Source organism: Acidobacteriota bacterium (assembly GCA_016715115.1).
Classification (GTDB): domain Bacteria; phylum Acidobacteriota; class Blastocatellia; order Pyrinomonadales; family Pyrinomonadaceae; genus JAFDVJ01.
Window position 1 is genome coordinate 310,828 of the sequence record JADKBM010000013.1, and the last position, 12,517, is coordinate 323,344.

The 12,517-nt window shown below is 56.9% G+C and carries 9 protein-coding genes; 3 read left to right on the top strand and 6 right to left on the bottom strand.

Annotated elements, in window-relative coordinates:
• Positions 1-147: 147 nt before the first annotated feature.
• The 4 genes from IPN69_16220 to IPN69_16235 form a co-directional block, all read right to left on the bottom strand.
• On the bottom strand, positions 148-2,592 hold the full coding sequence (locus IPN69_16220) for a hypothetical protein (GenBank protein MBK8812256.1): 2,445 nt from the start codon (positions 2,590-2,592) through the stop codon (positions 148-150).
• Positions 2,593-2,663: 71 nt separating this feature from the next.
• On the bottom strand, positions 2,664-3,380 hold the full coding sequence (gene pgsA / locus IPN69_16225; protein MBK8812257.1) for a CDP-diacylglycerol--glycerol-3-phosphate 3-phosphatidyltransferase: 717 nt from the start codon (positions 3,378-3,380) through the stop codon (positions 2,664-2,666).
• A 402-nt stretch (positions 3,381-3,782) separates the two neighbouring features.
• On the bottom strand, positions 3,783-5,279 hold the full coding sequence (locus IPN69_16230; protein MBK8812258.1) for a DUF1501 domain-containing protein: 1,497 nt from the start codon (positions 5,277-5,279) through the stop codon (positions 3,783-3,785).
• A gap of 14 nt (positions 5,280-5,293) precedes the next feature.
• Entirely contained in the window at positions 5,294-7,531 is a 2,238-nt protein-coding gene (locus IPN69_16235; GenBank protein ID MBK8812259.1) for a DUF1800 family protein, read from the bottom strand.
• A gap of 264 nt (positions 7,532-7,795) precedes the next feature.
• Between IPN69_16235 and IPN69_16240 the strand changes: the two genes are divergently transcribed.
• From IPN69_16240 to IPN69_16250, 3 genes are all read left to right on the top strand, one after another.
• Positions 7,796-8,671 carry a Fe-S cluster assembly protein HesB gene (locus tag IPN69_16240; GenBank protein ID MBK8812260.1) on the top strand — a complete coding sequence of 292 codons (876 nt, stop codon included), beginning with the start codon at positions 7,796-7,798 and terminating at the stop codon, positions 8,669-8,671.
• A gap of 317 nt (positions 8,672-8,988) precedes the next feature.
• Positions 8,989-9,477 carry a hypothetical protein gene (locus tag IPN69_16245; GenBank protein MBK8812261.1) on the top strand — a complete coding sequence of 163 codons (489 nt, stop codon included), beginning with the start codon at positions 8,989-8,991 and terminating at the stop codon, positions 9,475-9,477.
• A gap of 77 nt (positions 9,478-9,554) precedes the next feature.
• Positions 9,555-11,159, top strand: coding sequence for a protein kinase (locus tag IPN69_16250; protein MBK8812262.1), 1,605 nt, complete (start codon positions 9,555-9,557; stop codon positions 11,157-11,159).
• On the opposite strand, the gene IPN69_16255 is transcribed toward IPN69_16250, so the two are convergent.
• Both IPN69_16255 and IPN69_16260 read right to left on the bottom strand, forming a co-directional pair.
• A complete protein-coding gene (locus tag IPN69_16255) occupies positions 11,156-11,815 on the bottom strand; it encodes a 1-acyl-sn-glycerol-3-phosphate acyltransferase (protein MBK8812263.1) in 660 nt (219 codons plus the stop codon). The genes IPN69_16250 and IPN69_16255 overlap by 4 nt on opposite strands.
• Positions 11,816-11,820: 5 nt before the next feature.
• Positions 11,821-12,483: a PilZ domain-containing protein gene (locus IPN69_16260; GenBank protein ID MBK8812264.1), complete on the bottom strand. Its 663-nt coding sequence runs from the start codon at positions 12,481-12,483 to the stop codon at positions 11,821-11,823.
• Positions 12,484-12,517 lie beyond the last annotated feature (34 nt).

Genomic DNA, 12,517 nt, shown 5'->3' on the forward strand with positions numbered 1-12,517 from the left:
AATCGGAGGCGTTTGTAAATCCGTTTCCGGTTGCGATCGCAGAGTCTGTCGGTCGGATCAGTATTCGGGGCCGGAAGTGCATCAGATCTTCAAGACCGGCTCGTTGGAACGACCGTTCGCGCCGCGAGAGTTCTCACCGATCCAACTCTACGGTACGAACACCGACGGGATCACCGTATCGCCGGCAAGTCCGAACTGCGATACGGCCACGCCTTGCGTCGACTGCAGCAGATACCAGGTTCCGGAGCGAAAAACGGCTCGATCCGCCCGCCCGTCTCCGTCGTAATCGGCCGCCGCCGGAACGTCGCCGGCGAGGCCGAACTGTGTCACCGAATAGTTCTGGAAGTCCAAAAGAACGTGCCAGTCGCCGTTGCGGAAAACGGCCGCGTCAGTTCGGCCGTCACCATTGTAATCGGCGGGAACCGGACGGTCGGCCGCGAGTCCGAACTGGACCGAGATCAGGCCAAGCGACGAACGCAAGACGAACCAAGTACCGTTGCGGAAGACCGCGATGTCGGCCTTGCCGTCGCCGTCGTAATCGCCCACGACGGGCTTGTCGCCCGCGACGCCGAATTGCGATGTCGAAACCTGATTGTTCGAGAGGTTGAGAAAATACCAGGAACCGCTGCGAAACGCACCGAGTTCGGCGCGTCCGTCTCCGTCGATATCGGCCGGGACCGGCACGTCGGTGGCAATTCCGAACTGCACGATGGCGACTTGCGAGTCGCTGCTTCGCAGAATGTACCAGACACCGCCACGATAGACGGCGAGATCCGTCTTGCCGTCGGCATCGTAATCCGCAGGCACGAGCCGGTCGGTCGCGAGTCCGAATTGCGTTGAAACGAAGCCGTTCGAACTTTGCTGCAAATACCAGATTCCGGAACGAAATACGGAGACGTCGGAACGGCCGTCGCCATCGAAATCGAACTTCGTGGCCGTCGCCCCCGACTGATTTACCGTCAGCGTTTGCGCGCCGATCGTGACCGACGCGGAGCGCGCGTTGCGGCTCGTGTTCGGCGCGACGTTGAATGCCGCCGTGCCGTTGCCGGTTTGCTGCGGCGATGTGACCCCGATCCAGGTTGCGGTCGTCGTGGCCAACCAAGAACAACCGGCGCCGGCGGTTACATTCAAGCTGCCTGGACCGCCGGCAGATGCGAAATTCAGCGTCGACTGCGCGATCGACGTCGGACAGCCCGAACCTTGCTGCGCCTGAAAGGTCCGCGTCGTGATGCCGTCGGTGACGGTTATCAGGCCGGTCCGCGCGCCCCCTTCGTTCGGGGCTACGCTGAAACCGATGTTTCCGGTGCCTTCGCCGGAGGCCGGGGACGTGATCGAAACAAACGAAGAACTCGTCGATGCCGTCCAACCGCAGCCCGTTGGTATGCTGATTTGAAACGCTCCGTTTCCGCCTGCGGCAGGAAAACTCTGCGCCGCCGGCAAGAGACTGAAAAGACAGGCGTTGACCGACGTTCGAACGTCAAGGCTCCAGCCGCCCGCGACGGCCCCCGAATTCGTTCCGGTATCGTCGACGATGAAAAGCTGCCACGCGCCGTTCGGGTTGATCCCGAAAAAGTTGCCGAGCGTCGTCCCGCTGGCGGGAGTTTGTGGCGCCGGCGGAGGGAAGACGTCAATGGAATCGTAATTGGTCGGTTTGAAGAGTCCTGACGCGATCGCCGCGCTGTCAGGAAGGTTGGTTTGGGCACCGTCGGCGAACGTCAGATCGATGTCGTTAACCGGATTCGTGCCGCCCGCATCGGACATCAAGACGATCTTTCGCCCATTTGGCGCGACGAGCAGAACGTCGACATCGTCGGGCGCGGTGTGCGAAAAGTTCTCAAGCGCGACCGTCACGCCGGTCACGAAACCGCTGAGTCCCGAGATCTGAATCTCACTTGGATACGGGTTGGCGTTTCCGGAGTTGGCGATCGTGATCGCGTTCGAATTCGCGGCGGTCGGGACGTTTTCGAGGCTGACGGTATCGATCAGCCAACCATCGACGCCGAAACTGTCGTTTGTTCCCAATATCCATCGGAACTGCACGGTCTGGCCGAAAGCACTGGCCGGAAGCCGGACCGTTGTCAATACGTATCCGCCCTGCGTTGCGCCGCTCCACGCACGGCGCCCGCCGATCGGGTTCGTTGACGGATTCAAGTCGTTGGTGTAGCCGTTCGCGACAAAAAATCCGCCGGCATCGACGATGTCCTGAAATGGCCCGCCGCCAAGGCTGATCTCAAGCACGCCGCCGTCCCAGGTCGTCTCCAATGCATACTTGTGCCGGAAGTTGAGCAACGCGGTCGCGCCGGTTATGAGAATCGGGGGCGACGTCAGCGCGGCGCTGCTCGTCGTCGACGGACTCGGAGAGAACGCGGCGTTCGGGACGGTGTCCGGATTGTTCGTTGTCGTGGCGAAACCGGCGCCGGTTCCGGTCGACGAGGTGGACCAGGCGGCGGGCAGGGCCGGCGCGGTGACCGAGTCAAAGCTCTCCGCAAACCGGACGACCTGGATCGCGTTATCGGCGTGCGCGCCGGTTGGCGGAAAAGCAAAGGCAAAAATGACGAGCGCGAAGATCGCGGCGGAGAATTGTTTTGACATCGAATCTATCCGGAACTAGAAGATGGATTCAAATTAAGTTGAATCCGGCGAAGTGTCAATCGTCCTTCGCGTCAGCTTCTTTCGTTTTCGGCCGCGCGTTCCGCGAGGTCTTGCCGGCGGCGGTTGGATTCCCGCATAAAGAACCGGAAATAGTCGTACAACGACCAGACGGCGAGCCCGACCGAAACCCAGAGCGCGCCGCGTCCGACAAGGTAGCCGAAGACCTTCCAGTCGTTGGACGTCAGAGAAAACCTGAGAAGATTGGAGAATGCGACCTGAACCTCGGCGACCTGCCAAAACAGGACCGTCGGCAAACTCCAGCCGAAGTTCGAGACCGGCGGATTGCCGTTTGCGCCGGCAACGAGAAGGGCCACGATAGCAACGCATTGAGCCCACATTTTGATCTTGCCGCTCAACTGTGCCTGAATCACGATCCCGTCGGTTGCCGCGACCGAGCGCAATCCGGTGATGATGAATTCGCGGCCGAGGATGACGACGACCGCCCACGCCGGCGCGAGATGTTTTTCGACCAAGACGATGAGCGCGGCCGAAACAAGGAGTTTGTCGGCGATCGGATCGAGCAGTTTTCCGAGATTCGAAACCTGATTTCGGCGCCGTGCGAGATGCCCGTCGAGAATATCGGTGAACGAAGCGAGCAGAAAGAGGACGATCGCAAACGCGTAACCGCTGATTCCAAACCACTTATCCGACAACGACGTGAGCAGCACGACGACCAGAAGCGGAACGACGAGGATACGCGCCAATGTCAGATAATTCGGTAAATTCACGGCACTTAGAGTTTAGGTTTGGAAGATTTGAGAGTCAAGGGAATTGGGATTGCGGATTTGGGATTTTGGGATTTGGGAATTGGGATTTGCGATTTGCGATTACCTGATCTGCGGCGAGTCAGTACCGCCTGCGTGAGCGGGCGGGCAACGGCGGCCGCACGACGCCCCTCCAAAATCCGCAATCCCAAATCCGCAATCCCAAATCCCAACGGTTGCCCGCCCGCTCACGCAGGCGGTACTGACTCGCCGCAGATCAGGTAATCGCAAATCGCAAATCCCAATTCCCAAATCCCAGTTCTCAAATCGCAAATCGCAAATCGCAAATCCCAAATCCCAATTCCCAAATCAAATCGGGCCCTCAAATCTGAGAGCCCGAAATCCAAAATCCAAAATCCAAAATCGCTACGCTGGTCCCATAAACCCGAGATTGGACGTCGGGAAGTTTGTCAATTTCGGAAACACTGCATTCATATTCGCGTCCGGCAATCCGTACCAACGGGCAAGCGTCGCCGCGTACTGTTCGACCGAAGTGGTCGGGATCCAGCGTCCCCGAGCTCCGGTTCCGCTGTCGGCGTCGTCCGGGCCGTTGAACGTCAGTGTCGGATAGTAATTGCCGGAGCCGTCCGGTCGCGTGCCGCCATAGAAGTCAGCTCCAACAATGCCGCCGCCGACAACGAAGTGGTGATTTCCCCAAGCGTGGTCGCTGCCGACGATCGCGCCGGAGCCGGCCGGATTGAGCGTTCGGCAGAAGTCCGCCATCGTGAACTGCGTGACCTTGTCGCCGATTCCCTGGACAACCATCTCCTCATAAAACGAACGCATCGCCTGACTGAGTTGAACAAGCAGATTGTTCTGATTCGCCAACTGGGCATTGTGCGTGTCGAAACCGCCGAGCTGGCAGTAGAAGATCTGGCGATTGACGCTGAGATCGGTCCGTTTCTTGATGACCCGCGCGACCTGCTTCAGCTGCTGGCCGATCGATGTCGTCGGAAACGGGACCGTAACTTCCTGGGAAACCTGAAAAACGGCGTTCGCCTGCATCGCCGAATTGGTAATTCCGCTGGCGGCGGCAACGATTTCGGAGCTGAGATCTTGAGTCCGAAGCTGGTTGAACGCCAGAAGTCTCGCCTGCGAAGCGGCCGTCGTATTGTATCCTTGCGGGTTCAGGACGTTCGCCAGCGAAGTCCCGGCGTTCGCGATCGCGAGCGGAAGCGTCGTTTGCCCGGATGTGAAAAGCTGCGCACCGGAGATCGAAGTGATCATCGGAACCAATCCGCCCGGGTTATCGGGAGCCGTGCGCAGATCGGAAATCCGACCGCCCCAACCGGTGAACGAAGCCGTGTCGCTACGGCCGCCCTGATATTGCGAGACCTGGTCCGAATGCGAGAACAATTGAAACGGCTTTTGGATCGAGCCGTTCTGGTATTGTGTCTTTGTCATCGGCGCGACCAGCGTCCCGTTATTGACGACGATCGCCATCTTGTTCGATGCCCAAAGTTCGTGGATCCCATTGTTGACGATGTTGGTCGCCGGGGTCTGCGGTCCGAGTGCCGGATGCAGTCCATAGGTCAAGCCTCCCAAACGCGGAACCGATATCGGTAAAAGCGTGGCTTGCGCCAACGCCAGTCCCTGTGTGTTCCGCGCAGTGAAATAAGCATTGTAATTGCTGATCGAGGCGTCGTTATGATTCGGGATGACCGTATTGTTGCCATCGTTTCCGCCCGAGAGTTGGATGAACACGAGTGCCCGGTAATCGCTTGGAACGGCACCGTCTTGGGCGTCTTTGGCTTCCTGAGCGAGCGCGCTCATCATTCCGAAGTGACGCATCTGCGATGCCAGTGCAGTCATACTCAAGGCGCAACCCGATTTGATCAAAAAGTCTCTTCTGTTCTGTTTCATTATTTTCACCTCTCCTATCTCTGCACTTGGAACTGCGACGATGTCGCGATCAAATAAACCGCCGTTTGCGCACGCGTCAACGGACTCGACGATGCGACCGCGTTGACAGCCGTCTGAATCGTGGATTTCATCTGCGCCGACATCGTGCCGTGCATCATCCGAGTGTTCAGATGATCGAGCAGTCGGTTGCTCGTCGTATCCGCCGCGGCGAGCGCGGCGAGATCGGTAAAGTTCGCTCTCGTGCCCGTTGGTGTGTCAGGATTCGAGATATTGACCTGACTGAACGCAAACAGATTGAATAGATTCGCACGTCCGATCGATGTACTCGTCGTATAAATGTTGAATTCCGGCGCGAGCAGAGTCGTCCCGGGAACGACATAATCGGGCGAATAATAGTTGAAGACGGTCGTCGAGCGGAAAGCGTCCTGTCCGAGACCGGAGACGAAGCGGTTGACGTTGCCATCGCTCTGGGTCGCAAGATCGGCCGAAGCAACATTGAAATTGCGCAGGACGTTCGTCAACAACTGGACCGGTTCACGAAGTTTGCCGTAGCGCGGATCGGTCTTGACGTCGCCGCGCGCCTCCGGATCGAGAAGGATCGCCCTGATGACCTCCCTCAACTGCGTCTGGCTGGAACGGTTGGCGTTGAAAACTGCCGCCACGCGTCCGACATATGCCGGAGTCGGATCGCTTGTCACGAGTTGCTGAATAAGCAATTTGCTGACGAACGGTGCAACATTCGGATGATTGTAGATGTTGTCGAGCGCCTGATTCAGCGAGTTATTCGCATAGGGGCCGATCTGAGCCGCGGTCGTACACCCCGAACAGGCCAAGATGTTGGTGGTCGTCGAACCCGGATAGGTCAGGAGCGTTTTTGCCGTCAGATCGTGGTTCGCCGTGGCGAGCGTCATCGGATCCTTATAATCGACGGTGCCGGCGAGCGCGTTCGGGCAACTCGCATTGAAGTCGGCCGCACGGCAATCACGCCAACCGGTAAAGACCTTGGTAAAATTGTTGACGGTGTTTTGGTCGTACGTCGGAATCGGAATTCCCTGGCCGTCAGTTTGGACCGTGCCATCCTGGTTGAGCATAAACAGCCCGATGTTGAAGAGCTGCAGAACCTCACGCGGGTAATTCTCGTTCGGGCTTGTTCGCGTCGAACGCATCATATCGAGATAGTTGCCCATTCCGGGGTTGAGCGTCATATCCGTCATCAGAGTTCGCCAGTTGCCGAATGCGTTTTTGTTCAGCAGTTGATGGTAAGCGATCATATGGCTCGCCTGCTGCGTGTCGCCGTTGAATCCGGAAATCACCCAAATCTGGCTTAGCGCCCAATTGACGCGATGCCGAAGCTGCGGTTCTCCATAAAACGCTTCTTTGTAAAACCACGCCTGGATCGGATACATCGTATATGTGTCGCGGGCGCACGTGACCGGAACATCGGGAACCGTGGTTTGCTCGCCGTCGCAATCCGCCGGTGCGTTGATCGGTTTCAGCGGAAGATTCGGATACGGGTTCGCGGCCGACGGATAAGGCATTTCAAACTGATTGTTGAGCCAGGTCTTGATACCGAATCGTTTGAGCCAACTATCGAGCGCCTGGGTCGGCCCGAATGTCGCCTGCTCCATAAAGCGAACGCGGTCGCCCGGAGCACGAGCTCCGACATAATCGGAGGTTGGCGTTTCCGGTGTCTTGAAAACGTAATCATCAAGAGGCGTCGGCTTGGCCAATTCGTCTTCGGGCAAATTCCCGCCCATGCTTCCGTAACCTAATTTGACGCGATTGCTTACAAGACCGCGCCAGGTAACCGAAAGCAAGACGTCGCCGTAGGTTGGAGGTTCCCAGAATCCGTATTGATCCTTGAGTTCGAACGTCAGAGCGAACACTCCTGGATAAAGATCCGACGGTTTGATGTCGGTTACCGGATAGCGATAGGTCCGACCGTCCGCGCTTTCGGCGTAAACCCGAAACGCGTTCGCCCCTTCGCCCTTCATCAGTTCGATATTCGTCACGTAAAGGACTACCTTCGATTCCGGCCGAAACGCCTGCGATTCGATCTTCGCCAGGTTGGTCCGTCCGATCTTCGCCGGCGTTGTCGCCAAAGCCCTTGTTGAACCTTCCTCGCTGATCAGAATCGGCGTCGGTGAATTCGGATCCGTGTCGTCCTGCCCGAAAACCGGGAAGAGAACCGTGAAAATAACGAAACTTGCCCCCAGAATTCTTGACCAAAGGCGCATACGCTCGCTTGTCATACCCTTTCCTCCTAAAGATCTACTCGAAATAAACACTACTGATTATGTCTTTACGACGACCGGTTGGGAATGCGCCGTTTAATGATGTTTTACAATTCTATCGGATTCGACGTTGCCAAGACAAGTCTTTTTTTCGACCGAACCCAATTACTAAAACCATGCGAATCGTTTCTGCTGGAGACTTAGACGACGCAAAATCCGGTTTGGCCGAAAGAAAACCGCGGATTTGTCGAAAAAACGGTATCGGCCTAAACTTTACTCGCTATGGTCGAACGAATCAATCTTGAGATGCCGTCGGACTTCAATTTCCGAACGGCAGTTTTCAGTCACGGCTGGTACGACCTCGCTCCGTTCCGGCTCGATGCGGAGAACTGGAAGTTGAGCGGTGTTTTCAGGGATGTCGATAAAGATCCGGTTCAGGCGACGATCTTCGTGGAGGATGACAAACTCGTCATCGATGCCGAAGCCGAACTCGTTGATCCTTCGCGCCTGATTCGCGATGTCCGACACATCTTCAGGCTCGACGAAGAGCTTGACGAATTTTATCGGCTGACTAATCGGCAGAAGCGATTGAAATGGGTATCTGAAATGAATGCCGGCCGATTGCTTCGCTCGCCGACGGTTTTCGAGGATCTCGTGAAAACCATCTGCACGACGAACTGTTCCTGGGCGCTGACCAAATCGATGGTCTCGAATCTTGTTGAAAAACTTGGCGAAGCGAGTTCGACCGGTCAGAAGGCGTTTCCGACCGCGGACGCGATGGCCGCCGCTTCGTCCGATTTCTATCGTGACGAAATTCGCGCCGGCTATCGTTCGCCGTATTTTGCCGAGCTTGCGAAGAAGGTCGCCGACGGTTCGCTCGATCCCGAAAGCTGGCTCGATTCCGAATTGCCGACTCCGGAACTGAAAAAAGCGATGAAGACGGTCAAGGGAGTCGGCGATTACGCCGCCGAGAACCTCCTGAAACTCGTCGGTCGTTACGACGGTCTCGCGCTCGATTCGTGGCTGCGGTCCCAGTTCTACAAAAAGCACAACAACGGCGACGTTTGCGACGACAAGCAAATTGCATTATTTTACGAAGAGTTCGGACGCTGGCGCGGACTCGCGATCTGGTGCGATATGACCGAGAAATGGCACTGACGATTCGGGATTCGGGATTTGTGATTTCGGATTGGCCGTTATCTGACGGCAACTCCTTGAACGTCAAGGTGAGCTTCAAACGAAATCCAAAATCGCAAATCCAAAATCCGAAATCACAAATCCAAAATCGCTTTGACGTTGACGTAAACTGCTTTTTGCGTAATAAGTTACGAGAATTATTTTATTGTTTTTTTTACCGGTTTTCTTCGACTATCCACAAACCTCTCGCGTCAGAACACCGTGCGAACGAGATTCGCCGAACGATTACTGAGAAATAATAAGTTAAGCAGTAAAGATCAAAAAAGGAGAGAAGAAAAATGAGAAAGCACTTTGGAAATATGTTGTTGGGTTTGTTTGCGGTGGTTATGGTCTTGACGTTTGCCGATGTCAGCAACGCCCAGCGCCGGCGTGAGTCGCGCGGAAGACTCAAGTCGAAAGCGGAGGTGAAGGCGATCATCAACCGCGTCGAGGACCGCGTTGACAACTTCGTAAAGAACTACGACAAATCGCTCGACCGGAGCAAGCTTGACGGTTCGAGCCGCGAAGATTGGCTGATGAAGCGAGCGCGCGATCTCGAAGCTGCGACCGATGAACTCGCGCGTGAATTCGATCGCCGAGACGCTTGGATCGAGAACAAGGAAGAAGTTCGCCGCTGCCTGAATATCGCCAGCGACATTGACAAGAATATGAAGAATTACCGTTTCGGCGCGACAACCGAGGCGAACTGGAGCCGCGTTCGATATGAATTGAACACGTTGGCCGATGTTTACAATCTGGCGAAGGTCGGATCAAGCGTTTACAAATAGATCGCAACGGGACCGATCGAACCAACCGGGGCGGGCTTTCAGGAGTCCGCCTCGGTTTTTTTCGAAAATGTAGTAAAATGTCCGCAGTTTTCGGGTATGCAACGATGATCGAAGCGGGAAAGGTTTTACAAAATCGGTACAAGGTCGTTCGACAGGTCGGACAGGGCGGAATGGGCGCGGTTTACATCGCGACCGACGAACGCTTCGGAAGCACCGTGGCGATCAAGGAGACGCTTTTCACCGACGACAAGTTCCGAAAGGCGTTCGAACGCGAGGCGAAACTCCTCAACAGTCTCCGGCATCCGGCGTTGCCGCGCGTCAGCGATCATTTCATCGAGGGCAACGGCCAGTTCATCGTGATGGAATACATCGCCGGCGAGGACCTTTCCGAACAGATCGAGAACGACGGCCGCGCTTTTCCGGTCGGAGATGTTTTGAACTGGGCCGATCAACTGCTCGATGCGCTCGACTATCTTCATTCTCAAGTGATGCCGGTCGTGCATCGCGACATCAAACCGCAGAATCTGAAACTTACGCCTGAGGGACAGGTCGTTCTTCTCGACTTCGGTTTGGCGAAGGGAAATACGACCAACCCGGAATCGGCGACGGCGGCGAAGAGCGTTTTCGGATATTCGAGGAATTACGCGTCGCTCGAGCAGATCCAGGGAACCGGGACCGATCCGCGCAGCGATCTCTACAGTCTCGCGGCGACGCTCTATCACTTGCTCGCCGGAAGTCCGCCGGTCGACGCGTTGACGCGGGCGATGAACGTTCTCAGCGACAAGCCGGATCCGTCGATGGCGATCGCCGGGGTTCGACCGGAAGTTCCGGTTGGCGTTTCGGAGGTTCTTGAGCGGGCGATGTCGCTCAACGCGAACGAGCGTCCGGCGACGGCCCGGGAGATGAAGTCGATGCTCGAGGCAGCGGCCCGAGGAGAGAGCTTTGCGGCAGCGCCGACGATTGTTGAAGGCGCACCGCAAACGAATCTTTTTACTCAGAACACGCAATTGCAGTCCGACGTCGAGACCGGTCGCAAACAATCGGAGATCCACACGGTAGCGCTCTCCGGCGGCGAATCCAAAGTCACGAAAATGCGTTCCGATGTTCGGTCGGACGACCTTGCGGCCGGGAAGCCGAAGCGGCACGGTTTGGCAATCGGCGCCGCCCTCGGCGGGCTGGTTTTGCTTGGCGGCGCGGCGGGCGCGGCTTATGTCTTCGGCCCGTCGACGGGTAACGTGAACACGGCTTCGAATGCGAACGTCGAGAGAAAGACCGCAGCGGCGAACGATTCGAACGAGAATACGAACGTCGCATTGACGAACGCGAATGTCGCGAATCAGACGACGGCGGAATCCAACAGTCTTCCGGCGAATCAAGCGAAGGCCGAAACGGTCAAAGATGGCCCGAAGCCGGTAGTTTCGAAAACGCAGGATGCAACGAAGTCCGATGCCAGGGTCGATGCGCAAACGGTCCCGACGCCGCCGAATGCGCGTCCCGATCCGGCAGTGACGGATCGTCCGCCGCCGCCCGGCGAGGTCGGTCCGGCGCGCGACCCTCGAACGAATCAGACGATCCCGCCGGATGTTTGGAGAAAGATGACCCCGGCACAGCGCAAGAAACTGCGGCGTGCGCTGGAATTGCAGCGGGAACAGCAGAATCGTCCCGATCCGCCGCAGGATTAGCTTTTCAATTCCGAACCGATGAGCGCGGCGATCCGTGCGGTCTGTGATTCAAGAAATTCCCGCGTGATTTTGCCGTCCGCGGGTTTTTCGATCAGGAGCAGCGGGTGATAGACGATCTCGACCTTGCGAAACCGCGGATATCCGAAACCTTGCGGCCAGACGCGATTCGCGCCGCGTACGGTCACCGGCAAAATCGGAACGTTTGCGGTGACCGCGATCCGCGCCGCGCCGGTTTTGAATTCCAGGAGTTGTCCGTCGGCAAATTCGCGCACGCCCTCGGGGAAGATCAAGAGCGTCGCGCCGTCGCGGAGCGCGCCGAGCGACTCGCGCAAAACGTCTTTTGTCCTGCCCGACGCGGTGTTCACCGGAAACGACCCGAGAAACTTGATGATCTGGCCGATCACGGGCCAACCGAAGGCGCGATCCCACGCCATAAATCGGAACTTTCGTTTGAGCGGAGAGCAGATCCAGAACGGATCCATATAGGTTTGGTGGTTGGCGACGATCAAAAGCGCGCCCTGAGGCAGGTTTTTGATGTTCTCCGTTCCGCGGTATTTGATGCGCCAGGCGATTCTGCTGACGCCGCGGATAAATAGCCGTACGCCGTCCATAACCAGCGGCGGCGTATACCAAATGGGGGCGCGTTTTGATTTCACAGGGCTTAGGACCGGTCGATTCCTTCGAGCGGGAATGCACCGTCAGCAAACCTCAAATGTGCCCGCGGCATTCCATCGGTTCCGGTGCGGACGTTTCTGACTTCGGCGACCAGAGTCACATTATATTCAACCGACTGGAATTTAACAAAATCGCCCACCTTAAGCGGAAGGCTCGTGTAAACGGTCGCACCGGAAACACTTATGTTTTCGGTAACGGTCTGCTCGTGCGCGGTGACATTGCCGTCCGCATCGCAAACATCAAGAGTGACACTGATCGGAAGAGCATAGCGCAGGTGTCTTCGTCGGTTCATTGTCGAACCGGTTTCCGTGACTTTCCAGAACTCGTCACCATCGTATCCCGAAGCTTCATAAAGGCAAAAGGGGTTTCGAAGGTAGCCCGGCGGCGGATCTTTCCCGGTGAAGGCGACGCCGATCTGGTGAGCCTCTTTGTAGTTCATCAGTACGGAACGGCAGAAGCGAACGACCGACCAGACCGAGTATTCATCCGACTTTTCGTCGAAACGCCTCATTTGCGTCGGAAGCGGAAGCGAGACAAGTATTATTTGGCCAACTTCGAGCGGTCGCCTGAAGTAAAAACTCATTCCGTACGGCGAGACATTGACCGATCCAGTGATCTCGCGTTGAATCGATGTTTCAGGCGTTCGCACCGAGATAACGGTCGGTAATGAGAGCGCTATTCGG